At 60.9% G+C, this 22,650-nt stretch carries 24 protein-coding genes, 3 tRNA genes, 1 pseudogene and 1 riboswitch; of the genes and pseudogenes, 23 read left to right on the forward strand and 5 right to left on the reverse strand.

The features are described 5' to 3' along the window. The first annotated feature begins 61 nt into the window (after positions 1-61). A complete protein-coding gene (locus N0B28_RS17525) occupies positions 62-2,008 on the forward strand; it encodes an acyltransferase family protein (protein WP_078479629.1) in 1,947 nt (648 codons plus the stop codon). 1,112 nt (positions 2,009-3,120) lie between these two features. Here the strand turns inward: N0B28_RS17525 and N0B28_RS17530 are convergent. Then, positions 3,121-3,510 carry a hypothetical protein gene (locus N0B28_RS17530; RefSeq protein ID WP_078479627.1) on the reverse strand — a complete coding sequence of 130 codons (390 nt, stop codon included), beginning with the start codon at positions 3,508-3,510 and terminating at the stop codon, positions 3,121-3,123. Between the two features lie 227 nt (positions 3,511-3,737). On the opposite strand from N0B28_RS17530, the gene N0B28_RS17535 reads away from it, so the two are divergent. The 11 genes and pseudogenes from N0B28_RS17535 to N0B28_RS17585 all read left to right on the forward strand — a co-directional run bounded on the left by N0B28_RS17535 (position 3,738) and on the right by N0B28_RS17585 (position 9,618). Continuing rightward, positions 3,738-3,989 carry a hypothetical protein gene (locus N0B28_RS17535; RefSeq protein WP_196932489.1) on the forward strand — a complete coding sequence of 84 codons (252 nt, stop codon included), beginning with the start codon at positions 3,738-3,740 and terminating at the stop codon, positions 3,987-3,989. 454 nt (positions 3,990-4,443) lie between these two features. Continuing rightward, the gene (locus N0B28_RS17540) at positions 4,444-4,893 is read left to right on the forward strand and encodes a hypothetical protein (RefSeq protein ID WP_078479626.1); all 450 of its coding nucleotides are present in this window, start codon (positions 4,444-4,446) and stop codon (positions 4,891-4,893) included. A gap of 377 nt (positions 4,894-5,270) precedes the next feature. Then, positions 5,271-5,528, forward strand: a complete 258-nt coding sequence (locus N0B28_RS17545) for a hypothetical protein (protein ID WP_148071510.1) — start codon at positions 5,271-5,273, stop codon at positions 5,526-5,528. Positions 5,529-5,624: 96 nt separating this feature from the next. Beyond that, positions 5,625-5,777 (forward strand): hypothetical protein, encoded by a 153-nt coding sequence (locus N0B28_RS17550; RefSeq protein ID WP_160328361.1) that lies wholly within the window; start codon positions 5,625-5,627, stop codon positions 5,775-5,777. Then, on the forward strand, positions 5,774-6,097 hold the full coding sequence (locus N0B28_RS17555; protein ID WP_058540508.1) for a hypothetical protein: 324 nt from the start codon (positions 5,774-5,776) through the stop codon (positions 6,095-6,097). The genes N0B28_RS17550 and N0B28_RS17555 overlap by 4 nt, the downstream gene beginning before the upstream one ends. Next, complete coding sequence (locus tag N0B28_RS17560; protein ID WP_078479624.1) at positions 6,094-6,408, forward strand: hypothetical protein; 315 nt, start codon at positions 6,094-6,096, stop codon at positions 6,406-6,408. Before N0B28_RS17555 ends, N0B28_RS17560 begins: the two co-directional genes overlap by 4 nt. Positions 6,409-6,601: 193 nt before the next feature. Further along, a complete protein-coding gene (locus tag N0B28_RS17565; protein ID WP_078479622.1) occupies positions 6,602-6,934 on the forward strand; it encodes a hypothetical protein in 333 nt (110 codons plus the stop codon). Between the two features lie 263 nt (positions 6,935-7,197). After that, a pseudogene (locus N0B28_RS17570) lies at positions 7,198-7,617 on the forward strand (DNA methyltransferase); the annotation flags it as partial. 186 nt (positions 7,618-7,803) lie between these two features. Continuing rightward, positions 7,804-8,280 carry a hypothetical protein gene (locus N0B28_RS17575; RefSeq protein WP_078479718.1) on the forward strand — a complete coding sequence of 159 codons (477 nt, stop codon included), beginning with the start codon at positions 7,804-7,806 and terminating at the stop codon, positions 8,278-8,280. 38 nt (positions 8,281-8,318) lie between these two features. Next, positions 8,319-8,636, forward strand: a complete 318-nt coding sequence (locus tag N0B28_RS17580) for a helix-turn-helix domain-containing protein (protein WP_078479621.1) — start codon at positions 8,319-8,321, stop codon at positions 8,634-8,636. 172 nt (positions 8,637-8,808) lie between these two features. Beyond that, positions 8,809-9,618 (forward strand): site-specific integrase, encoded by an 810-nt coding sequence (locus N0B28_RS17585; protein ID WP_231390635.1) that lies wholly within the window; start codon positions 8,809-8,811, stop codon positions 9,616-9,618. A 9-nt stretch (positions 9,619-9,627) separates the two neighbouring features. On the opposite strand, the gene N0B28_RS17590 is transcribed toward N0B28_RS17585, so the two are convergent. The 3 genes from N0B28_RS17590 to N0B28_RS17600 all read right to left on the reverse strand — a co-directional run bounded on the left by N0B28_RS17590 (position 9,628) and on the right by N0B28_RS17600 (position 9,959). After that, positions 9,628-9,712: transfer RNA gene (locus N0B28_RS17590), tRNA-Leu, on the reverse strand. A 53-nt stretch (positions 9,713-9,765) separates the two neighbouring features. Next, positions 9,766-9,841: transfer RNA gene (locus N0B28_RS17595), tRNA-His, on the reverse strand. A gap of 41 nt (positions 9,842-9,882) precedes the next feature. Continuing rightward, positions 9,883-9,959: transfer RNA gene (locus N0B28_RS17600), tRNA-Arg, on the reverse strand. 285 nt (positions 9,960-10,244) lie between these two features. Between N0B28_RS17600 and folD the strand changes: the two genes are divergently transcribed. The 11 genes from folD (at position 10,245) to N0B28_RS17655 (ending at position 20,897) form a co-directional block, all read left to right on the forward strand. Beyond that, positions 10,245-11,099, forward strand: coding sequence for a bifunctional methylenetetrahydrofolate dehydrogenase/methenyltetrahydrofolate cyclohydrolase FolD (gene folD, locus N0B28_RS17605; protein WP_054915292.1), 855 nt, complete (start codon positions 10,245-10,247; stop codon positions 11,097-11,099). 137 nt (positions 11,100-11,236) lie between these two features. Then, positions 11,237-11,440, forward strand: a riboswitch (cobalamin riboswitch). 120 nt (positions 11,441-11,560) lie between these two features. Beyond that, the gene (locus N0B28_RS17610; RefSeq protein ID WP_275727834.1) at positions 11,561-13,495 is read left to right on the forward strand and encodes a TonB-dependent receptor; all 1,935 of its coding nucleotides are present in this window, start codon (positions 11,561-11,563) and stop codon (positions 13,493-13,495) included. Between the two features lie 98 nt (positions 13,496-13,593). Beyond that, positions 13,594-13,935, forward strand: a complete 342-nt coding sequence (locus N0B28_RS17615) for a (2Fe-2S) ferredoxin domain-containing protein (protein ID WP_043864507.1) — start codon at positions 13,594-13,596, stop codon at positions 13,933-13,935. After that, positions 13,932-14,858 carry an ABC transporter substrate-binding protein gene (locus N0B28_RS17620; RefSeq protein WP_054915294.1) on the forward strand — a complete coding sequence of 309 codons (927 nt, stop codon included), beginning with the start codon at positions 13,932-13,934 and terminating at the stop codon, positions 14,856-14,858. Before N0B28_RS17615 ends, N0B28_RS17620 begins: the two co-directional genes overlap by 4 nt. 133 nt (positions 14,859-14,991) lie before the next feature. Next, on the forward strand, positions 14,992-15,909 hold the full coding sequence (locus N0B28_RS17625; protein WP_043864655.1) for an arginine deiminase-related protein: 918 nt from the start codon (positions 14,992-14,994) through the stop codon (positions 15,907-15,909). A 23-nt stretch (positions 15,910-15,932) separates the two neighbouring features. Beyond that, a complete protein-coding gene (locus N0B28_RS17630; protein ID WP_123752355.1) occupies positions 15,933-16,979 on the forward strand; it encodes an ornithine cyclodeaminase in 1,047 nt (348 codons plus the stop codon). A 275-nt stretch (positions 16,980-17,254) separates the two neighbouring features. Beyond that, the gene (locus N0B28_RS17635; RefSeq protein WP_275727842.1) at positions 17,255-18,034 is read left to right on the forward strand and encodes an ABC transporter substrate-binding protein; all 780 of its coding nucleotides are present in this window, start codon (positions 17,255-17,257) and stop codon (positions 18,032-18,034) included. A gap of 155 nt (positions 18,035-18,189) precedes the next feature. Further along, positions 18,190-18,834, forward strand: a complete 645-nt coding sequence (locus tag N0B28_RS17640) for an ABC transporter permease subunit (protein WP_229589447.1) — start codon at positions 18,190-18,192, stop codon at positions 18,832-18,834. Continuing rightward, on the forward strand, positions 18,831-19,544 hold the full coding sequence (locus N0B28_RS17645; protein WP_043864512.1) for an ABC transporter permease: 714 nt from the start codon (positions 18,831-18,833) through the stop codon (positions 19,542-19,544). Before N0B28_RS17640 ends, N0B28_RS17645 begins: the two co-directional genes overlap by 4 nt. Before the next feature lie 3 nt (positions 19,545-19,547). Continuing rightward, complete coding sequence (locus N0B28_RS17650) at positions 19,548-20,390, forward strand: ATP-binding cassette domain-containing protein (RefSeq protein ID WP_236176619.1); 843 nt, start codon at positions 19,548-19,550, stop codon at positions 20,388-20,390. 12 nt (positions 20,391-20,402) lie between these two features. Next, positions 20,403-20,897 (forward strand): Lrp/AsnC family transcriptional regulator, encoded by a 495-nt coding sequence (locus N0B28_RS17655; protein WP_043864513.1) that lies wholly within the window; start codon positions 20,403-20,405, stop codon positions 20,895-20,897. A gap of 49 nt (positions 20,898-20,946) precedes the next feature. On the opposite strand, the gene N0B28_RS17660 is transcribed toward N0B28_RS17655, so the two are convergent. Continuing rightward, positions 20,947-22,644 (reverse strand): GGDEF domain-containing phosphodiesterase, encoded by a 1,698-nt coding sequence (locus N0B28_RS17660; RefSeq protein WP_043864514.1) that lies wholly within the window; start codon positions 22,642-22,644, stop codon positions 20,947-20,949. Positions 22,645-22,650: the final 6 nt, after the last annotated feature.

Raw genomic sequence — 22,650 nt, forward strand, 5'->3', positions numbered from 1 at the left:
CTCCTTTTAGGTAAACTCTTCGCCGCCATAGCAGGCAGCTGACCAACACAACAGGTAAGTTATGAGTAATCCGAACATCCAGTATCGCCCTGACATTGATGGATTGAGGGCTATTGCAGTCCTTGCAGTAGTTGTGTTCCATGCATTCCCAAGCGCCCTTCCAGGCGGATTCGTCGGCGTGGACTTCTTCTTTGTAATCTCCGGCTACTTGATCGGAGGCATTCTTCTCAAAAGCATTGCGAACGGTACGTTCAGCTTTTCCGATTTCTATGCTCGGCGGGTGAAGCGGATCTTCCCGGCCCTGCTCACGGTTCTAGCATCCTGCTACGTTTTCGGTTGGTTCGGCCTATTCGCAGACGAATTTGAGCAACTGGGCAAGCACATCGCAGGCGGCGCTGCATTCGTCTCCAACATCGTCCTGCTGAATGAAAGTGGATATTTTGATAACTCAGCAGAAACAAAACCACTCTTGCATCTGTGGTCGCTTGGGGTGGAAGAGCAATTCTATTTTCTGTGGCCCATCATACTTTGGGCTGCGTGGAAGCTCCGCGCCAACATACTGGCTGTATCGGTACTTCTGTTTGCCGTATCGTTCACTCTGAACATCAGCATGATAAAAGGTGATCCAGTAACAATCTTCTATTCGCCGCACACGCGATTTTGGGAGATCATCGCAGGCGCGATCCTAGCTTACCTCTCGATATTCAGGAACCTGCAGCCTAGATTCTATGCGGCAAACCTTCTATCCCTGGCGGGAACCGCTCTTGTGGCATATGGGATAGCGACTATCAGCAAAGAAAATAGCTTCCCTGGATGGTTTGCGTTGATACCAGTAGCTGCTGCGATCTTCCTAATATCCGCCGGCCCTAACGCGTTTTTCAACAAGCATGTACTCGCCAGCAGACCAATGGTTTGGGTTGGACTGATAAGCTTCCCTCTCTACCTATGGCATTGGCCTCTGTTGTCACTACTAAGGGTGGTAGAGGGCGGAACTCCATCTATCGAGCTACGTCTAATCGCAGTTGTGACGGCAGTCATTTTGGCAGCAACAACCTTCTACTTTATCGAGAAGCCGTTAAGATCAAAGACGAATTGGACATTCAAGACCCATGCATTGACCGCTGCCATGGCCGTTACGTTATGCATTGGGTTATCCACATTTTATTATTCTGGCATCCCAAACAGAAGCACAGTAAAAACATACAAAGACATCAACTCTCAGTTTGTTGGGCCGCACTGGGAGTTCTCAAAAAACAGAACATGCCTAAATAGATATGATTTCAGAGAGGCCACCACCTATGACTGGTGGTTCTGCGTAACAAACAAGGACGCACCCCCTACTATAATTATAATGGGAAATAGCTTTGCTAATCATATTTATCCCGGATTGGAAAGCTTGGCTGAATTCAAGAATGAGACAATCTTATCGATTGGCGCATGCGATCCTACACTAGCTGACACCCAACCGTCAGACTCGCCAAAAACAGGTAGGCCATGCGCAGGATTCCGGCCACTCCATCAGATGGAGTACATAAAGAAAATAATCAGCGAAAGCCCAAACCTAAAGTACGTATTAATTAGTGGCTTGTCCGGATCTCCAACTGAGCAATACATATCATCTATAAAGGAAAAGGTCTCATACATTGAGCGCAGCGGCGCTAAGGCTATCATTTTCTTTCCGCACATCGTTTTGCCTTACGACATAAAAGGATGCTTCTCGCGCCCATTCACGGCACCAAAAAATGAGTGCACCAAACCAGCTTCCGACTTGCAGCGACTTAAATCTTCATTCAGCCAGCTAGTGGTAGAGGTAAAAGCCAGCAACCCAATGACTATGTTCTATGATCAGAATGAATTTTTCTGCGACGCAGAGCGTTGTAACTTCATTGTGGACGGAATGCCAGTATTCAGGGATGAATACAACCACTACTCAGAATATGCAAGCAAGAAACTGGCTGAGCATTTTGCATTGTGGGCGAAAAAGAATGCACCAGAAATAATCCAGTAAGCCGGTGGCCCGCCCCTAGTCAAAACCTTTGGGCGGGCGTTTTCAGGAGTTTACGAAAAGCCGTTATACATTGGAATGTATCTGGTTTGCCCTCCAACACTGACAGGCATTGCCCCCCAAAGCGTTACGAGAGTAGTTCCCGAAAAAGGATTCAGGAAACCACCATTCCCAATAATTAATCCAGCCCCGGAGCAGACAAGAGCGCCAGAATAATTAAAAAAATTATTTCTCGACACGACTCCTGACGAGAAATTAGTTATTGAAACACGCCCTTCGAATGAGCATCCGCTCATATTTAAATTTGACAGAGCGAGAGAGGTAGAAGATTGGCGTATAACATATTCAGTACCGGGCGCAGCCTCAAGCGATATACCAGTAAAAGAATGGATGGCGCCGCCGACCGTCTGCGTCACAAGAATGCCATCTTGACCCGCCGCCACACCCGAACCGGCCAATCCTGATATTCTCCAATACCGATACCCCGAAGAGTGCATTACTCTATTCCAAGCCCCGACAGCGAAATTGTCATCCGCGTATACAAAGTTGCAATTCGAAAAACTGTACGCATAGCTCTGTGGCAGGGTCGTCGCGCTGTCCAAATTCACCCTATTCTCCATGGCTAACACCTACGTCGCGATCATCTCAGCTTGACCCTAAATTAAGCAAAAAACGGAACTCGAGACGAAAAAAAGGCCGAATGATCGGCCTTTTCCTAAAATTGGTGCGGGTCTTGGGAAAATTAGATCTCCCCTGGCGGCCTATTGGAGCTAGCCACAACCTGAAATTCGAATGCCTGGCCAGTCCTTTCAGACCCCGCAGTAACCGCCTCGCACCAGTTCAGCATTGTCATAATCGTCATAGCAACCCCCAGGTCAAATACAGCAATGAATGGAGCGATCGGCAGGTACAGCGTTACCAGATCTGCTAGGACGGCCAAGACTTCGGTTATCTTCAGGTCGCAGTTCACTATGAACCCAACGCTGTAGGCATGCGACACAAGTTGCACGCCAATACCCCGCATCCTACTCAACGACCGAATCTTCTTCAACTCATATTGCCACCATGCCGCATCCGGCCACAGAGGGCGGTGCATGCATAGCGATAACTGTCGACTAGTGCGCGACATTCATCTGGCCAGAGGCCGACTTCCTGATCAGTGCGACATCGACGTAGTAGTTGGAAAAATCATTCGACCTGGCATCGGTCCGCAGGGACGCGCTCAAAACAACATCGTTTTCCCTCTTCAGCTTCTCCAAGGTGTTGAAGAACTGATGCTCATGGACCAGCAACAACAGAACGCAATCTGCACCTTCGGAAAGCCTCTGCTTCACTTCTTCGGCGCTGAACGCTAAAGCAACGCTGCGCTGGTAAGAGTCAGCAAGATCACGCGTGGCTGCAATATCCAGATTTAGAACACCGTCAGCTCGACGAAGGTTGGCTACCCGCGACTGGGTCAGTACATGGCCACATGCCTGCAAAAACAACGATTCATACCACTCCACAGCGCTCTCCTTGAAATAAGCGCGACACCAATACCCCACTTCAACGAATCACGCCACCCCGGCGAGGCTGGTGGCTGCCCGGAGATCACCATGAGCACATTCGCAGTCTTCGGCATGACCGCCGACGTAGCGCTGGCTGAAGGCCAGTAAGATCAACAAGACGACCAGGCCGAGCGGGAAAGCCGGCGCCCCCCCTGGAGCTGACCCTTGCTGAGTGGAATGAGGCCGTGGAGCAGCGCACCGCAGCGATCATGGCCAGCGAGAAGGTCAAGCAGCTGAGTCATCTTTTCGATGCGCCGCAGTACGCCCAGCAGTTCATGGAGCTTGCAAGAAAGACAGGCCAGTGCCGCGATCTACGCATCAGGGCAAAGTGTGAAATCACCGACGCCAAAGGTAAGCCAGTGATTAATCAGAAGACCAAGATGCCAAAGATTGGGTGGGTTGACTATCTGCCTGACATAGCCCGACAAGTCGCTTAACTTTCGCAAAAGCCCGACGCACCTCGCCGCCCCTGAAGACCTGCAACACGAGCCGTTAGTCGACGAGGACGAAGAAATTGATAGCTTTTTCGGAGAGTAAGAAAACCGGGTGGCGGCGCTACGACCCGGAACAACCTTCAAATCAAGACAGTGCGAATTTCAGCAGCACGATCAAAATCTTCAGATCTAGCCTGATAGTGATCTCAATTTGCATAAGAAGCTCCAATAGCTGGGCGAAGGTAAGAGCAGCGCAACGGCAAACCGTTATGAAGCTCACGTAACCGCCTATTCGGCGGACTTCACGCAACCACCTATTCGGTGGAATCCCCAATGCGGAGCGCCCCGCAAAGTTGACTTTGACTTTCCCAGGGAGGCTCAGGCTTCACGCACTTTATGCACTTTCAGTGATTCCGTAAAGCCATCACTTACAGTAGCCAATGAACGAGGTATTCCCATGCCCACAGAAAACCTATACAGCAACACCGAACAGATGTTCAGCGTGCCGCGCAGCCTCCTTGAGGAAGCGTGCAATGGACTTCGAATCACCCAAGACCGAGCGCGGAAGGAGTTGCGCGCCCTTCTGGCCCAGCCGGCCGACCAGCACCAGGGCGATCCCGACCGAGCATTGAAAGACGCCCTGTTCGCCTGCCTGGCGGCCGGTGGTGATGATCGCGAGTACGGCGGCGTGGCGACTGCTGGCGACCGGCAAGGGTGGATTCGGTTCACGACTGTGGGGGCCGGCGCACAGCACCAAGGCGAGCCGGTGGCTTTTTATCGGGAATTTGTGGATGGTCGCGAGTACTGCGAAAAGCCCTTCACGAACGACTGGACACCGCTCTACACCCACGTCGACTCTGGCGAGGTTGAGCGGCTGCGGGAACAAGTAGAGACCCTTCGCCTGTGACCAACGACTACTTGCTAGAAACCGAGCGGTTGCGCGCCCACCTGGCCGAAACCGAAACGGATCGCAAGCGGCTGCCAGCTCGAGAAAGGCAGCCGGTTGAGCGCGATGGGCGGGGGGATCTCCGAGGTCATCTTGAGGCAATGTGCAAACTTTGGCCGGAAGACATATCTGATGATGGCTCGGGTCGGATGGGGTTCAAGCCTGAGGTCATAGAGGTCGTGACAAAAGCCCGCGCCGCCCTCGAACGCAAGCCATAGCAGGAGAACATTTGTACTCCAACCGACGAACCGCCATCGACGGCCGAGATTTGCGGGAACAAATACTGTTTATTTGAACAGTACTATCGCTTCCTCATCGTTCCAATGCGCGTGCGCGGCGTGCCGCGCAGCAAGAAAGAGATCAACAGCGTCGTGCCGATCCGCGGAGACGTGCACCTGTGCGTCGATGCGTTCTCACCCATGGGCCGGCCTTCCAGCTCTGCGTCGATCCTGAAGATTCACCCGGGCGAGCCGCTTCTGCCGCCGCTGTATGAGGCGGTGATGACCGGCATGTCGACCATGGGCGCCACGTTCACTGGCATCGAGTTCATCGACGGCGTGGCCTACGCGCAAAGCTGGTGGGTCCGCGTTCCGTAGCAACACCCCTACCCCTCTCCCCTCTATTCACTGCCGCGATATGGCGGCCAAGGATCTGCCGTGGGCAAAACAATCATCCTGACCGGGAAAGCGGTCGTGAACTTCCGCAAGGTAATGGAGAACGTGCCGGACGAAGAGGTTCAGGACCTGGTGAGCATGAGTGACACCAGGGAGGACCAGATCACTGAGGACGACCTGCTCGACATCGAGTGGATTCATGACGACGTGGCCATCGAGGTGAAGGAATGAGCAGGCGGAAAACACACTTCACCTTCGGCGGATCAGGCGCGCCACAAGACGACGGCGACGACTACGTTTTCTGCGGCACCAACCTGATCGAGGGCGATTTCACTACGAAGGAAGGCTTGGTCACCTGCAAGCGTTGCGTCAGAGCGCTGGCCGCTCACCATGAGGCGCACCGGAAGGGCATGGAGAGCCGCAAGGCAGAGCATTACGACGAGGTGTGGGCTCTCGCCAAAAGCCTTGGCTGGATGAACGTCACGGACGCTCTGCGCTACGCCGGCCCCGCCGGAGACTATTACAAGCAGATGCGCGAGGTTCAGCCATGACCCGCCTCGCCCTCTGCCTCCTGCTGCTGGCCACCCTGGCCGGCTGCGAACCCATGACGCCAGAACAGCTCGCCCAGCGCCGGGCGGCCAGGCCAGACACCCATGTAGAGGTGATGCACGACGATTACCGGCAGGTCACCTGCTGGAAGTACGGCGGCAGCAATGGCGGGATCTCCTGCCTGCCGGACTGGATGCTGCACAGGTCGGACCTAGCCCACAACGAGCGCCAGCTCTCCCTGCACGAAACACAACCCGAACCTACACCCGCACTGGCGCCTAGGCGCTGGATTGATGAGAGGTATCAGCTGTGAGCAAGCCCGATTGGAAGGACGCCCCGCAATGGGCGGGATGGTTGGCCAGGGACAGCTTCGGCGAGTGGTATTGGTTCCAGGCGCTTCCTGACTGCCGACGAGTTCTGTGGCTCACGAACTATGACACCGAGCACACCCTGGCTGGCAAAAGTGCCCCTGGCGGGGACTGGAAGGACTCTCTGGAGAAGCGACCATGACCGACCTGATCGAAGTGAAGACGGCCGACCTGGTCGGCGAGGCGCTGGGTTGGGCAATCGAACAAATCGAAGGACCACTGCCGAAGCCGGCCGGCCAGCTGCAGTTGGCATTTTGCGCCGACTCATTCGCTACCGATGTCGTAGAGCGCCTCATCGAAAAGTACTGCGTCTGGATTGACCGTGGTGCCCATGTACCGTGGGTGGCGAGCATCAAGTTGGACCCGTTCGAGCGGGAGGGTGGGGGTACGCGGGAGCATGCTGCTTGCAGAGCAATCGTCGCCAACAGGATAGGTCGCACAGTCCAGGTGCCCAAGGAGCTGATGCGATGATCGCCCTCGCCCATATGGCCTACCTGATCTACAGGGGGCCGCGATGAGCGAAGTCAGTCTGTACCAAGGCGAGAGTCTGGAGGTGATGAAGTCGATCCCGGATGCCAGCGTCGACATGGTGCTGGCTGACCTGCCATACGGGACTACGCAATGCGCGTGGGACGTGGTGATCCCTTTCGCCCCCCCTGTGGGAGCAGTACTTGAGATTCGCCAAGCCCGAGGCGGCCATCGTTCTTTGCGCAGCTCAGCCGTTCAGCTCGCTGGTGGTCGCCAGCAACCCGCGGGACTACCGCTACGAGTGGATTTGGGAAAAAGGCAACGCAACCGGATTTCTCAACGCCAAGAAGCAGCCACTGCGGGCCCATGAAAGCGCCCAGGTCTTCTACCGGCGACAGCCTGTGTACAACCCACAGATGATCAGCGGCCACGAGCGGCGCACTGCCAAGCGCAAGACGGTCAACTCGGAGTGCTACGGCAAGGCCCTGGCGCTCACCGAGTACGACTCCACGGACCGGTACCCGCGTTCGGTCCAATTCTTCTCGAGCGACAAGCAGACGGCTAACTTCCATCCGACACAGAAGCCCGTCAGCTGGATGCGGTTCCTGATCGCCACCTACACCAACCCTGGTCAAGTCGTGTTCGACAACACAATGGGCAGCGGCACGACCGGCATCGCCTGCATCCAGCTGGGCCGGCGCTTCATCGGCATCGAGCAGGACGAGGCGCACTTCGGTACCGCCCAACAGTGCATTGCCGAGGCCATAACCATTCGCGACACCCCAGCGGCGCAGATCGACCTGTTCGAAGCACGCGCCTACCCCCTCCCCCTACAACTCAAGCCCGCCGACATGCGCGGGCGAGGATTCCCTATGTCCGCAATCAACCGATTCCATGAGGTCGCCAACGATGCGTTGGTGATGATCAGTAATCACCTGGCGCCCGAAGCCAAACTGACCCTGGCGATATACACGCCCGGCGAGCCAGAGCAAGACATCGTCCTGAAGGGCCCTGGCGTCGATGCCGACGAGGTCGTGAACACCCTGCGCCGGCGCTGGGGCCTGAGCCTCGATGGCGACAACGGCTACAAGAGCGGCTTGTGCGACGTAATCGTGGGCGCCCTTTTCGTGGGCAAACAGAACAACAACCAGCCGCCGGCGGACCACTGGGCCAATCGGTTCTGGGATATCGGTCGGGCCGAAGGCCAGCAGCGCGACGACCTGGTGAACGCCCTTGAGCACCTAGTTGCCGTGACCACACCTGACGCCAATGGCCAGATCGGCGCCGAGGAAGAACACCTGGCCGCCCTCGAACATGCACGCGAAATGATTCAGCTGCACCGCGGCTGACCACCAACCAGCCGCCACCGGCGGCGTGGAGACCATCCATGAACCTGCGACTGATTTCAGTCACCCAGGCGGCCGAGATGCTGGGAATCGGTCGCTCAACTGCCTATCGCCTCGCGAAGGACGGAAAAATCCCATGCGTGCGGGGCTTCGGGCCGCTGCGCGTTCACTATCAAAAGCTCGTTGAGATGATCGAGGCTGGCATCCCTGGTACCCTCGCCGCCGCGGGCGTCGTATCCGAGGAGAGGATATGCCGTACAAACGAGGAAAGGTGTGGTGGATCAGCTACACCGCGTCAGATGGAACGTACGTTAGACGCTCTTCTGGCACCGAGGACCATGCCGCAGCCAAGGCTTTAGAGCAGGAACAGCGGAGCCAGGCGTGGCGGGAAAAGGAAATGGGGGTCGATCGCCAGCGGACGTTTGAGGAAGTGATGGTTGAGTACCTGAACCATGCGGCCAGACGCAGCGCAGCTTCGAAACCACCCAGCACCGGGTGAAAGCGCTTCGCACGTTCTTCGCCGGCCGAATCATGAACGACTTGGCCGGTAAGGACATTCGGGAGTACTCATCCCTTCGGATCAAGGCCGGGAAGTCGCCGGCCACCATCAACCGGGAGCTGGCCGCGCTGTCTGTGGCAATCAACTGGGGCATCACTGAACTGGAATGGGGTCTTCCCAACCCGGTGAAGGGGCGAACGATGCGGGAGCCAGAAGGCCGGGTGCGCTGGATTACCAGGTCGGAGGTTGACGCCCTGTGCCGCGTGGCAAGATCGCAGCGCCATGGAGATGTGCTGGACGACTTCATCCGCCTGGCGGTAAACACCGGCTGCCGCAAAGAAGAGATGCTCGGGCTTGAATGGCGACGGGTGGACATGGCCAACCGGCTGATTTTCCTAGAGGGGGAAAGAACGAAGGCCAAGAAACGCCGCAGCATCCCGCTGAACGAGGCCGCTATGGCGGTGATGCGCAGCAGGATGGCCGATCGGGCCGAGCACTGCCCGTCTTCACCCTGGGTGTTCTCGCGTCGCAATGGGGAAAGGGTCGCTGACCCGTCTACCGGGTTCGATTCAGCAACAAAGAAGGCAGGCATTGCCGACTTCACCATCCACGACCTGCGGCATACATGCGCAGCCTGGCTGGTGATAGCTGGGGTACCGATGATGGAGATAAGGGATTTGCTGGGGCATTCGTCGGTGCAGATGACCGAGAAATATGCGCACCTCGCACCGGCCAGGGTGCGAGATGCGGTCAGTGTGCTCGACAAGCCAATGTCACAATCTCGCTACACTGATAATCCAGCGGGTCGAGCGGAGGGCGCTCTAAAGCTGGTAAGTACTTGATTTACAAAGTGGTGCGGACGAAGAGACTCGAACTCTTACAGCTTGCGCCGCTGGAACCTAAATCCAGTGTGTCTACCAATTTCACCACGTCCGCGTGAAGCTTTTAAAGCAAAGGCGCCGGATTTTCATCGGGCGCCTTTTAGAATATGGGGTGGACGATGGGGATCGAACCCACGACAACAGGAGTCACAATCCTGTGCTCTACCAACTGAGCTACGCCCACCATATTGCTTTACTGCTTTTACTTGTGCCAGCTGCCTGTATTGGCGCACCCGGCAGGACTCGAACCTGCGACCATCCGCTTAGAAGGCGGATGCTCTATCCAGCTGAGCTACGGGCGCATATTTAATCTGCTTTCTGTTAGGATTACAAATTAACTTTTAGTCATACCGAACAAGCTATCAAAACCACTCATTCTGCCTGACCTTGCTAACCAGTGCTAGGCTCTGCCCGACAAGTGCGATGAATGTTATAGACGAGCGGCAAAGTCGTCAACACCTTTTTGAAAAAAATTCATTTTATTTAAGGGGTTAGGGGAATTGCCAGACCAAGCGCCTTTGCCCTGCGCCCCGGTCATGCGAGAATGCGCGCTCTTTTTATTCCCTCTCGATGGTTAATCACGCGTCATGACTGCACAACTTATCGACGGCAAGGCGATCGCCGCCAGCCTGCGCCAGCAGATCGCCCAACGTGTCGCGCAACGTCGCGAGCAAGGCCTGCGCACCCCCGGCCTGGCAGTGATCCTGGTAGGCAGCGACCCCGCCTCCCAAGTCTATGTTTCGCACAAGCGTAAAGACTGTGAAGAGGTCGGCTTCAACTCCCAGGCCTATGACCTGCCCAGCGACACCACCCAGCAGGCGCTGACCGACCTGATCGACCGCCTAAATGAAGACGCCGACATCGACGGCATCCTGCTGCAGCTGCCACTGCCGGCGCACCTGGATGCCTCGCTGCTGCTCGAGCGCATTCGCCCCGACAAGGACGTGGACGGTTTCCACCCTTATAACGTAGGCCGCCTGGCCCAGCGCATCCCGCTGCTGCGCCCGTGCACCCCCAAAGGCATCATGACCCTGCTGCACAGCACCGGTCAGGACCTGTACGGCATGAATGCGGTGGTAGTGGGCGCCTCGAACATCGTCGGCCGCCCCATGGCCATGGAGCTGCTGCTGGCCGGCTGCACCGTGACCGTGACCCACCGCTTCACCAAGGACCTGGCCGGCCACGTCGGCCGCGCCGACCTGGTGGTGGTGGCTGCCGGCAAGCCGGGGCTGGTCAAGGGTGAATGGATCAAGGAAGGCGCCATCGTCATCGACGTGGGCATCAACCGCCAGGAAGACGGCAAGCTGGTGGGCGACGTGGTCTACGAGACCGCCCTGCCCCGCGCCGGCTGGATCACTCCGGTGCCAGGCGGCGTCGGGCCGATGACCCGGGCGTGCCTGCTGGAGAACACCTTGTATGCGGCCGAAGAGCTGCACGGTTGACCCCGCTGGATTTAAGTTCCAGCGGCGCTAGCCACTAAAGGAACGGCACCTGAGAAGGTGCCGTTTTTTTTGGCCTGGAACAAACGCACGCTCGTCAGCAAAGGCCGTCAGGTTGACGAACGGTCATGACAATGGTCAGATGCGGCCCAGTTTCAGGTGCCTGCTGCCGCCGTGCAGCAGGTGAAACGGGAAGCCGGTGCGTCTTGCATGACTAGTCCGGCGCTGCCCCCGCAACGGTAAGCGAGTGAAGCATCCAACAGGCCACTGTGCGCAACGCATGGGAAGGCGGATGACTTCGAGCCTCGCAAGCCCGGAGACCGGCCTGCAAACCCACGACTGTTGAAAGGATGCGTTCAGTCATTTTGGCAAACCTGCGGTGGGCGGGCACGAGCCGGTATTCTGGCGCGCGTTCGCCGGAACCCTCCTGTGCGCTTCCCGAAAAATCCTTTTTCGAGAAGTAGATGAAGACACGTCGTTTTACCCTGATCGGTTGCCTGATCGGCAGCCCGGCCCTGGCGGCCAGCGAACCCCTGACCCTCGACCAGCAGATCGTTTCCGCACCCTCGGTGGAGTCCACCACGGTGGCCGAGATGGCGCGCTATGGCAGCAAGGTGGAGGTCGTGGACCGCGAGCAGATCGAGCGCGCCGGCCCCAGCGCCGACATCACCCGCGTGCTGCAGATGTTCGTGCCCGGCCTGTACGTGGCGCCCAAGCAGGGGCCGTTCGACTATGGCACCTATTCGCTGCTGGGCGGGCGCAACGACGACACGCTGATCATGCTCGACGGGGTGCGCCTGAACAACCGTCTCTACGGCGGCATCTATATAGACACCCTGCCCGCCGCCGCCATCGAGCGCATCGAGGTACTCAAGGGCGGCCAGAGCCTGCTGTTCGGCACCCAGGCCGTGGCCGGGGTCATCAACATCGTCACCCGTTCGGCCCATAGCCGCGACCCCTCGGGCCAGGTCAACCTGGGCGTCGACAGCTTCATGGGGCGCAACGGCGATGCCCGTATCGAGCGCATCTTCAGCAACGGCCTGGGCGACCTGGGGCTGTTGGCCTACGTCAGCCACAACGTGTCCGAGGGCTACCAGCCCTACCACAGCAGCCAGATCACCTCGACGGTCAGCGACAAGAAGCGCAGCTACGAGGTCAACACCTTCGGCGCCAAGGCCGCACAAAGCCTGGGCGATGACAGCCGCCTGGAGCTGTTCTACCAGTACAGCGCCGCCAACCTGGACTTCCTGCGCCCGGACGCCAACCGCCGTACCAACAACGACCGCGTGCAGCAGATCGCCACGGCCACTTTCGAGCAGCGCCTGAACCCCGACTTCAGCTACTTCGTCAAAGGCCACATGAACGATTGGGATACGCGCTACACCCGCATCTACAACAACACCGACGGCAGCACCCGCACCCTCAACCACGACGACTACTGGGGCTTCAGCGACTGGGGCATGCAGGCCGAAGGCAAGGCCGTGCTCCCCGGCGAGCACACCCTGGTGTTCGGTACCGACAACCAGTGGTTCAAGGGCAAGGACGACGTGCTCAAGATCGATAACAACCAGGCCGAGGCCCATGCGCTGTATGTGCAGCTGCGCCCTGTCATCGACGCCCTGCCTGACTGGCACCCCAGCATCGGCGTGCGCCGCGAGCACCTGAGCGGCGGTGACAGTGCCACGGTGGGCATGCTCACCTCGCTCTACGACCTGACCGACCAGCTCAAGCTGCGCGGCCAGTTCGGCACCGCCTACAAGCTGCCCAACGCCGAGCAACTGTACGTCAACGAGCCGGGCGACGAGATGGGCAACCCCAACCTCAAGCCGGAGAAGAGCCGCAATGCCGAACTGGGCCTGGACTACACCGGCCTGATCCAGGGCCAGCCTTACAGCCTGAGCGGTACGCTGTTCACCCGGCGCATCGAGGACCTGATCACCATCGTGGATGCACAATGGGTGAACGGCGATGGCGAGATCCAGGTGCGCGGCGTCGAGGTCAACGGGCAGTTCCAGCTCAGTGACCGCTGGCAGCTGGCGGCAGACATGACGCGCAACCTGAGCGAGTCGCGCAACGGCGCCACCCTCAACAACATTCCCGGGTTCTTTGCACGCAGCCGGCTGGGGTACGAGTCGGGTGACCGGATGTGGGGCGCAGGCGCGGCGGTGCGCTACATCGGCACGGTGAAAAGCCCGCGGGATGTGGACTACGGGCATTACACCGTGGTGGACGCCGATGCCTACCGCTACCTGGACGGCGCCCGCCAGCATCGCCTGAGCCTGCTGCTGGAGAACCTGCTGGACCGCGACTACACCACCAGCATGGACAGCGGCGCGCGCAAGGTGCAGAACCTGGGAAGACCGTTCACCAGCGAAGTGCGTTACACCTACAGCTTCTAGAAGCAGCGCGGGTCAAGCCCGCTCCCACAGGCTCATCCGTCACCTGTGGGAGCGGGCTTGACCCGCGAAAGCCGCACCACGGACTCAAGGACAAGCCCATGCCCATCCCCAGCAAACCCGAGTGGTCGCACATTCCCGCCCACGCCCGCCACGTGATGCTGTGCACCGGCCCGCGCTGCACCCAGCGCGGCGCGCAGCAGGTGTGGAAAGTGGTGCGCAACGAACTGCTCGCCGCCCAGCGCATGGAAACCGCCGACGGCGTGCTGCTGACCCGTACCCACTGCCAGTTCCCGTGCAACCTCGGCCCGGTCGCCACCGTCTACCCCGAGCGCTGCTGGTACCGCATCGCCAGCGCCGACGATGCCCGCCGCCTGGTGCGCGAGCACCTGGTCGCAGGTACCCCGGTCAGCGCACTGCTGCTAAATGGTGATACCCCATGACGCGCCTGCTCTGCCTGCTGTTGTGCCTGCTCGGCACCACGGCCCACGCCCAGACCTACCGTAACTGCGGCCAGGACTGGACCCTGCCGCACGCCCCGCCGCAGCGCATCCTGGCGCTCAACCAGCATGCCGCCGACCTGCTGCTGGCCCTGCAGGTCGGCCCGTCGCTGGTTGCGGTGAGCTACATCGATGACGACCCCGAGGCGCTGGCCTCCCGGCGCTACCGCGGCGTGCCCCTGCTGTCGCGGCTGTATCCCTCGCCGGAGGTGTTCTATGCCCAGCGCTACGACCTGGTGGTCGGCGGTTTCGCCAGCGCCTTTCGCGATGGCGTGGGCGCCCGTACCCACCTGACCCGCAATGGCATCGGCAGCTACCTGCTGGAGAACGCCTGCGACCCGCGCCCGGCCTCCGGTTTCGCGGCCATCGAAGACGACCTGCGCAGCCTGGGCAAGCTGCTGCAGCGCGAACCCCAGGCCGCTCGGCTGATCGCGCAGCAACGAGCAGACCTGGACCGCGCCCGCCAGCTCGCCGCGCAGCATTCCCCGCTTTCGGTGTTCTACCTGGACAGCGAGCACCAGGGCCTCGACAGCGAGGGCAGCCGCGGCTTCATCACCCAACTGATCCAGGTTGCCGGTGGGCGCAACCTGTTCGCCGACGTCGACCTGCACCGCGTGACCGTCGACCCCGAAACCCTGCTGCAACGCGACCCGGACGTGATCATCCTGGCCGACGCCGTCTGGTCGCCGGCCCGGCGCAAGCGCGAGTACCTGCACAACCACCCGGCCCTTTCGAAGTTGCGTGCAGTGCGCGAGGGCCGGCTGATCGACCTGCCCTTCACGCACCTGGTGGCAGGCGAACACAGCGCCCGTGCTGCCGTCGCGCTGGCCAACCAGTTGCGTGACATGGCCGAGCACCTGCCCTGAACCGGCACAGCCGATAACGCTGCAATACCCCGCTTTTCAGCTTTCCCCGCTGAGCGCCCCGCGCGCTTCAGCCGGGATTGCAGCGCCACTGCATCGACAATAGACGCACTGCCAACCCCGGATGCGTGCCTCGATGCAAACCACCAATACAGTCTTGATGATCCGCCCCGCGCGGTTCGCCTTCAACCCGGACACCGCACTCAACAACCGCTTCCAGCAGCCTGCACTGGACCCCGACCAGGCACAGCATAAAGCGCTGGAAGAGTTCGACGGCTATGTGGACACCCTGCGCCAGCATGGCGTCGAGGTGCTGGTGGTGCAGGACACGCCGGCCCCGCACACACCTGACTCGATCTTCCCCAACAACTGGTGGAGCAGCCACGCCGACGGCAGCCTGGTGCTCTACCCGATGGAGGGCCACAACCGCCGGCTGGAACGCGACAAGGGCGTGCTGCAGGTGCTCGCCGACCGTTTCAGCATTCACAACACCATCGACCTGAGCCCGCTGGAGCAACAGAGCATGTTCCTGGAAGGCACCGGCAGCATGGTGCTCGACCGCGAACACCGCATCAGCTACGCCTGCCACTCCGGGCGCACCCACACCGAAGCACTGCGCCAGTTCGCCGACAGGCTCGACTACCGCCTGTGCCTGTTTCACGCCGTCGACCGGCACCGGGCGCCCATCTACCACTGCAACGTGATGATGAGCGTGGGCCGCGGGCTGTCGGTGGTGTGCCTCAAGGCACTGCCCGATGCCGACGAGCGCCGTACCCTGGAACACAGCCTGCGTGCCACCGGCAAGGACATCCTGGCCCTGGACTTCGACCAGCTCGAAGGCTTCGCCGGCAACATGCTCGAAGTGCACGACAAGCAAGGCCAGCCGCTGCTGGTGATGTCGCGCAGTGCCTGGCGCTCGCTGCACCCCGAGCAGCGCCGCCAGGTCGAGCGGCACACCCACCCGGTGGTGGTGAACATCGACAACATCGAACGCATCGGCGGCGGCAGCGCGCGCTGCATGCTCGCCGAAGTGCACCTGCCGGTGCGCAATTGACCGACCACAAGAAGGAGCTCCCCATGACCCGTTACATCGACGTCAACGACCTCAGCCAACTGGTCGCCCGCAAGGGCCTCACCACCTGCCTGGAAGAAATGGCCGAGTACATCCGCCAGGACTACCTGCGCTGGCACGACTTCGAAAAGTGCGCGCGCCTGGCCAACCACTCGCCAGACGGGGTGATCGAGCTGATGCCGGCCTCCGACGCCAACCTCTACGCCTTCAAGTACGTCAACGGCCACCCGAAGAACACCCAGCGCGGCATGCTCACCGTGATGGCGTTCGGTGCGCTGGGCGATGTCGACACCGGCGCGCCATTGCTGCTCAGCGAAATGACCCTGACCACCGCGATCCGCACCGCCGCCACCTCGGCCCTGGCCGCACGCTACCTGGCGCGCCCCGACAGCCGCAGCATGGCGCTGATCGGCAACGGTTCGCAGAGCGAGTTCCAGGCCATCGCCTTCCACGCGCTGGTAGGCATCGAAGAAATCCGCCTGTACGACCTGGACCCACAAGCCACGGCCAAACTGGCCGCGAACCTTCGCGCCTTCCCGGCGATCAAGGTGGTACTGGCCAGCTCCGTGGCCGATGCGGTACGCGGCGCCGACATCGTCACCACGGTCACCGCCGACAAGGCCTACGCCACCATCCTGACCGCCGACATGATCGAGCCGGGCATGCACCTGAACGCGGTGGGTGGCGACTGCCCGGGCAAGACCGAGCTGCACCGCGACATCGTCGACGCCGCACGGGTGATCGTCGAGTACGAACCGCAGAGCCGCATCGAGGGCGAGATCCAGCAGATGCCAGCCGACTCGCCGATCACCGAGTTCTGGCAAGTGGTCAACGGCCAGGTGCTCGGCCGCGAGAACGACACCCAGGTCACCCTGTTCGACTCGGTGGGCTTTGCCATCGAAGACTACTCGGCCCTGCGCTATGTGCTGGATGTGGCCAAGGCCCTGGATATCGGCCATGAAATAGACCTGGTGCCGACCCTGGAAAACCCCAAGGACCTGTTTGCACGGCTGCTGCCCAAGGTTCAGGCGGTGTACAAGAAACGCGCCTAGACCGGGCCTGCACGTCAATCCAGGCGGCCGTGCACCTTGCACGGCCGTACACAGCAAGCTGCCCCGAAGCCAAAACAGGAGGTCATGCAGCCGATTCGGCTGACACCAAATCGCCAACAGCAGAATCCGGCAGCCAGCGCCGGCCCAAACGACACAAAAAAAATGCTGCCTTCACGCATTCTGACGCCCAGACCGAAGAGTCACACACAGACCAAGGCTCAGGCCAACGAAGCGTTCACTGCCCTACATCAACTACAAGACACAGGGATACCTTTATGACCTCGCTGCGAAAGCTGCTCAGCGTGCTGCTCCTGCCCATGTGCGCGAGCACAGTCCAGGCCCAGGAATGGAAAGAAATCCGTTTCGGCGTGTTCCCCGAATACCCGCCCTTCGAATCCGTCGCCCCCGATGGCAGCCTGCAAGGTCTCGACATCGAGCTGGGCAATGCCATCTGTGAAAAGCTGCAGGTCAAGTGCACCTGGGTGCACAACGAATTCGACGGCATGATCCCGGCCCTGCGTGCACGCAAGTTCGACGCAATCATGTCGTCCATGGCGGTGACGCCGGCCCGTCAGAAGCAGATCGAGTTTTCCGATCGCCTGTTCCTCAGCCCCACCTCGGTGATCGTGCGCAAGGGCGCCGACTTCGGCGACACCCCCGAATCGCTCGAGGGCAAGACCGTTGGCGTGTTGCAAGGCTCGCTGCAAGAGGCCTACGCCCGCGCCAAGCTGGCGCCGCTGGGCGCCCGGGTCAAAGCCTACCAGGCCCAGAACCAGAACTATGCCGACCTCATGAACGGGCGCCTGGACGCCACCCTCACCGATAAGCTCGAAGCGCAGCTGAACTTCCTCAACACCCCCGAAGGCGCGAACTTCGAGAGCGGCCCGGCAATCAAGGACCCCACCCTGCCCCTGGATATCGCCATGGGCCTGCGCAAGAACGACGCCGAGCTCAAGGCGCTGATCGACAAGGGCATCGCCGCGGTGCTGGCCGATGGCACCTTCGCCAGGATCCAGCAGAAGTACGTCGGCGACCTCGATATCTACAACGAGTAATCGCCTGCAGAGCCCGGGCCTGCACGGCCCGGTGCGCTGTCGCACCCGCCTTTGGTCCTACCGAGAGTTTTCCCGTGAACGACTTCCTCACCTCCACCGGCTTGCAGGCCCTGAGCCTGCAGGGCTTCGGCCCGCTGTTGCTGCAAGGAACCTGGATGACCCTGCAACTGGCTTTTCTGTCACTGGGCCTGAGCCTGCTGCTGGGCCTGATCGGCGCCAGCGCCAAGCTGTCCTCGCTACGCCTGCTGCGCATTCCCGCCACCCTCTACACCACGCTGATTCGCAGCGTGCCCGACCTGGTGCTGATCCTGCTGATCTTCTACACCCTGCAGCTGTGGCTCAACGACCTGACCGAGCTGCTTGGTTGGGATTACGTCGAGATCAACCCGTTCATGGCCGGCGTGATCACCCTGGGCTTCATCTATGGCGCCTACTTCACCGAGAACTTTCGCGCAGCGATCCTCAGCGTGCCCCATGGCCAGCTGGAAGCGGCTACCGCCTACGGGCTGAGCCGCGTGCAGCGCTTCCAGCTGGTGCTGTTCCCGCAACTGATGCGCTTCGCCCTGCCGGGGCTGGGCAACAACTGGCTGGTGCTGCTCAAGTCCACCGCGCTGGTGTCGATCATCGGCCTCTCCGACCTGGTAAAGGCTGCGCAGAACGCCGGCAAGACCACCAATGAGCCGTTGTACTTTCTGCTGTTCGCGGGGCTGGTCTACCTGCTTATCACCACCCTTTCCAATCGCCTGTTCAAGGTGCTGGAACGGCGCTACAACACCGGCATCAAGGGGTTGGCATCATGATCGAACTTCTTCAGGAATACGGCCGGGCCTACCTGTACAGTGATGGCGCGGGCATGTCGGGGCTGGCCATGACGCTGTGGCTGTTCATCGTGACCATGGTGCTGGGTCTGGTGCTGTCGTTGCCACTGGCGCTGGCGCGGGTGTCGCGCAAGCGCTGGCTGCGCTGGCCGGTAGAGCTGTACACCTTCGTGTTTCGCGGCACCCCGCTGTATATCCAGTTGTTGATCTGCTACACCGGGCTGTACGGGCTGGAGGTGGTGCGTGACAACGCGCTGCTCGACCAGTTCTTGCGCAATGCGCTCAACTGCACGCTGCTGGCCTTTGTGCTCAACACCTGTGCCTACACCGTGGAGATCTTCGCCGGGGCCATTCGCAACATCCCCCATGGCGAGATCGAGGCCGCCCAGGCCTACGGCCTGCATGGCTGGCGCCTGAACCTGTTCGTGGTGCTGCCGGCAGCCCTGCGCCGTGCGCTGCCGGTGTACAGCAACGAGCTGATCCTGATGCTGCATGCCACCTCGCTGGCGTTCACCGCCACCGTCGCCGACGTCCTCAAAGTGGCCCGCGACGCCAACGCCGCGACCTTTCTGACGTTCCAGGCCTTCGGCATCGCGGCCATTCTGTACATGCTGCTGTCCTTCGCGCTGGTCGGGCTGTTTCGCCTGGCCGAACGCCGCTGGATGCGTTTCCTTGTTCCTGCCCGAGGCTGACCCATGACCCTTTGCGCACACCCCCTGCCGGCCCATGGCCAGGCCCTGTACGAACCCCCCACCGCCCCGCGCGTCAGCAGCGCCGCCATCAAACTGAGCGTGGATGCCCTGCACAAGAGCTATGGCGATCACCAGGTACTCAAGGGCGTCTCGCTGCAGGCGCGCAAGGGCGACGTGATCAGCCTGATCGGTGCCAGCGGCTCGGGCAAGAGCACCATGCTGCGGTGCATCAACTTTCTCGAACAGCCGGACTCGGGCGTAATCACCCTCGACGACCAGAGCATCGAGATGCACCAGGGCCGCGCCGGCACCCGCGCGCCGAACCCGGCCCAGCTGCAGAACCTGCGCACGCGCCTGGCCATGGTGTTCCAGCACTTCAACCTGTGGAGCCACATGACCGTGCTGGAGAACATCTGCCTGGCGCCGCGCCGCGTGCTTGGGGTGAGCCCGCGCGAGGCCGAGGCCCGCGCCCGCGCCTACCTGGACAAGGTCGGCTTGCCAGGGCGCGCGGCCGATCAGTACCCGGCATTCCTGTCTGGCGGGCAACAGCAGCGCGTGGCCATTGCGCGGGCGCTGGCGATGGAACCGGAGATCATCCTGTTCGACGAACCGACCTCGGCACTGGACCCGGAACTGGTTGGTGAAGTGCTCAAGGTGATACAGACGCTGGCCGAGGAAGGCCGTACCATGCTGATGGTCACCCACGAGATGGGTTTTGCCCGCCAGGTGTCGAGCCAGGTACTGTTCCTGCACCAGGGCCGGGTCGAGGAACAGGGCGGCCCGCAGATGCTCGACCAGCCGCAGAGCGAACGCCTGCAGCAATTTCTTTCCAACCGTTTGAAGTGAACCGACGCCACCATGGACACCAAGGCCAACCGCTTGCATGACACGCCGCCTCTGGATCGGATCGACGAGGCGATCATCGACGTACTGCGCCACAACGGGCGCATCACCTACGAGAAGCTGTCTTCGCTGGTGCATCTGACGCCCAGGCCTTGCCTGGAGCGGGTGCGCAAGCTGGAGCGACGCGGGGTGATACGTGGTTATGGCGCGATCATCGATGTGCAGCGGGTGTCGCCAGGGTTGTCGCTACTGGTGCTGGTGGCGTTGTCCAACCAGAGCGGGCGCTCGGCCCAGCGGGCCTTCGAGGCATGCATGAAGGCCTGCCCGCAGGTATTCGAGTGCCAGCTCATCAGCGGGCATTTCGACTACAGCCTGCGCATGCGCTGCCGGGACATGGAGCATTACCGGGTGCTGAGCGAAACCTGGATGAACAACGACGAGCTGCACATCGACAAGCTGGTGGCGCACCCGGAACTGGCGGTGGTGAAGAACACGGCGCCGCAGTTGTAGCGCCGGCCCTGCAGGAGCCGGCCTTGCCGGCCAAGGGCCCGATGCGGCATTACGCTTGGCGCAACACCACCCACTCATGCGGCTGCACATACTCGCGCACCCATCCCACCACCTCCGCCGCCGGCATCGGCCGGGCGATGCCGTAGCCCTGCGCCACATCGCAGCCAAGCCCCATCAGCACCTCGCCATGCTCCACCGTCTCTACCCCCTCGGCGATCACCTGGCGCCCGAAGGCCCGTGCCAGGCCGATCACCGCGCGGGTCAGGGCCAGGTCATCCTGGTCATGCAGGATGTCGCGCACGAACGACTTGTCGATCTTGATCGCCTGCGTGGGCAGGCGCTTGAGATAGCTCAGCGACGAATAGCCGGTGCCAAAGTCATCCAGTGAAAACTGCACCCCCAACTGCTGACACGCCTCCAGGCATTCGCTGACCCGCTTGATGTTCTCGATTGCCACCGACTCGACGATCTCAAGGTCGAGCATGCGCGGCGCAACCCCGTCATGACGCGCAAGCAACAGGCGCAGGCGCTCGACGAAGTCAGACCGTTGAAAGTGGCGCGCCGCGATGTTCACGCTCACCGACCAGCGATACCCGGCGTCCTGCCAATGCTGCATCTGCGCCATCGCACGGTCGATCACCCACTCGCCGATGTCCACGATCAGGTCGGTCTGCTCGATCAACGGCAGGAACTCCGCTGGCGGCACCAGCCCCTTGACCGGGTGCTGCCAGCGCAGCAAGGCCTCGAAGCCCAGCACCTCGCCACTGCGCATGTTCACCTTGGGCTGGTAGAACAGGCGCAGCTCGCCATTCTTCATGGCGCGGCGGACCCGCTCAACCGTCTGGTGCGTGGCCTTCACTTCCTGGTCCAGCGATACGTCGAACAGGTGGAAGCGGTTGCGTCCGCTCTGCTTGGCCACGTACATCGCCTGGTCGGCATGGCGCAGCAGGGTGTCGGCATCATCGTTGTCGGCCGGGTACAGGGTCACGCCGATACTGGCGCTGACACTGATCTGCTGGCCGCGAATCGAATACGGCGCCGCCACCGCCGACAGCACCCGCCCCAGCACCGTGCGCAACTGCGCCTGGCCCTCGACATGGCGCAGAATCAGCACGAACTCGTCACCAGACAACCGCGCAACCGCATCGCCGCCACGCAGTATGCCCTTGAGCCGCGCCGCCACCTCGACCAGCAGCAGGTCGCCGCAGGCATGCCCATAGCCGTCGTTGACCGCCTTGAAGCCGTCCAGATCGAGCATGCACACCGCCAGCGGGAACTGCTCGGTGCGCGAGAATTCCAGGGCCTGGTTCAGCAGGTCCGAAAGGAATGCGCGGTTGGGCAGCCCGGTGAGCACGTCATGCCCCACGCGCCATTGCAGGGTGTGCACCAGCTGGCGTTTCTCGCTGACGTCGAAGCGGATCGACACATACTTGCGGACCTTGCCGGTGGCCGGGTCCAGCAGTGGCACCATGGTGCTGTCGACCCAGTACAACGAGCCGTTCTTGGCGCGGTTGCAGATCTCGCCCTTCCAGACCTTGCCGGCTACCAGCGATGCCCACATGCTCTCGAAGAAGTCACTGCCGTGCAGGCCGGAATTGAGGATGCGGTGGTTGGCCCCCAGCAGCTCTTCACGGCTGTAGCCGGAGATGCTGCAGAACTGCTGGTTGACGTAGGTGATGCGTCCGGCGAGGTCGGTTTCGGAAAAGATCGCGGCCGCGTCGACGGCCGCGCGGTAGTTGTCATCCATGCTCGT

Source organism: Pseudomonas sp. SD17-1, assembly GCF_029201585.1.
In the GTDB taxonomy this organism is placed as follows: Bacteria; Pseudomonadota; Gammaproteobacteria; order Pseudomonadales; family Pseudomonadaceae; genus Aquipseudomonas; species Aquipseudomonas palmensis.

What these genes read in the sequence shown, in the direction of transcription:
- N0B28_RS17525 (WP_078479629.1), top strand. Translation starts at nt 62, where the DNA reads ATGAGTAATCCGAACATCCAGTATCGCCCTGACATTGATGGATTGAGG.
- N0B28_RS17540 (WP_078479626.1), top strand. Translation starts at nt 4,444, where the DNA reads ATGCCCACAGAAAACCTATACAGCAACACCGAACAGATGTTCAGCGTG.
- N0B28_RS17555 (WP_058540508.1), top strand. Translation starts at nt 5,774, where the DNA reads ATGAGCAGGCGGAAAACACACTTCACCTTCGGCGGATCAGGCGCGCCA.
- N0B28_RS17560 (WP_078479624.1), top strand. Translation starts at nt 6,094, where the DNA reads ATGACCCGCCTCGCCCTCTGCCTCCTGCTGCTGGCCACCCTGGCCGGC.
- N0B28_RS17565 (WP_078479622.1), top strand. Translation starts at nt 6,602, where the DNA reads ATGACCGACCTGATCGAAGTGAAGACGGCCGACCTGGTCGGCGAGGCG.
- N0B28_RS17575 (WP_078479718.1), top strand. Translation starts at nt 7,804, where the DNA reads ATGTCCGCAATCAACCGATTCCATGAGGTCGCCAACGATGCGTTGGTG.
- N0B28_RS17580 (WP_078479621.1), top strand. Translation starts at nt 8,319, where the DNA reads ATGAACCTGCGACTGATTTCAGTCACCCAGGCGGCCGAGATGCTGGGA.
- N0B28_RS17585 (WP_231390635.1), top strand. Translation starts at nt 8,809, where the DNA reads ATGAACGACTTGGCCGGTAAGGACATTCGGGAGTACTCATCCCTTCGG.
- folD (WP_054915292.1), top strand. Translation starts at nt 10,245, where the DNA reads ATGACTGCACAACTTATCGACGGCAAGGCGATCGCCGCCAGCCTGCGC.
- N0B28_RS17610 (WP_275727834.1), top strand. Translation starts at nt 11,561, where the DNA reads ATGAAGACACGTCGTTTTACCCTGATCGGTTGCCTGATCGGCAGCCCG.
- N0B28_RS17615 (WP_043864507.1), top strand. Translation starts at nt 13,594, where the DNA reads ATGCCCATCCCCAGCAAACCCGAGTGGTCGCACATTCCCGCCCACGCC.
- N0B28_RS17620 (WP_054915294.1), top strand. Translation starts at nt 13,932, where the DNA reads ATGACGCGCCTGCTCTGCCTGCTGTTGTGCCTGCTCGGCACCACGGCC.
- N0B28_RS17625 (WP_043864655.1), top strand. Translation starts at nt 14,992, where the DNA reads ATGCAAACCACCAATACAGTCTTGATGATCCGCCCCGCGCGGTTCGCC.
- N0B28_RS17630 (WP_123752355.1), top strand. Translation starts at nt 15,933, where the DNA reads ATGACCCGTTACATCGACGTCAACGACCTCAGCCAACTGGTCGCCCGC.
- N0B28_RS17635 (WP_275727842.1), top strand. Translation starts at nt 17,255, where the DNA reads ATGACCTCGCTGCGAAAGCTGCTCAGCGTGCTGCTCCTGCCCATGTGC.
- N0B28_RS17640 (WP_229589447.1), top strand. Translation starts at nt 18,190, where the DNA reads ATGACCCTGCAACTGGCTTTTCTGTCACTGGGCCTGAGCCTGCTGCTG.
- N0B28_RS17645 (WP_043864512.1), top strand. Translation starts at nt 18,831, where the DNA reads ATGATCGAACTTCTTCAGGAATACGGCCGGGCCTACCTGTACAGTGAT.
- N0B28_RS17650 (WP_236176619.1), top strand. Translation starts at nt 19,548, where the DNA reads ATGACCCTTTGCGCACACCCCCTGCCGGCCCATGGCCAGGCCCTGTAC.
- N0B28_RS17655 (WP_043864513.1), top strand. Translation starts at nt 20,403, where the DNA reads ATGGACACCAAGGCCAACCGCTTGCATGACACGCCGCCTCTGGATCGG.
- N0B28_RS17660 (WP_043864514.1), bottom strand. Translation starts at nt 22,644, where the DNA reads ATGGATGACAACTACCGCGCGGCCGTCGACGCGGCCGCGATCTTTTCC.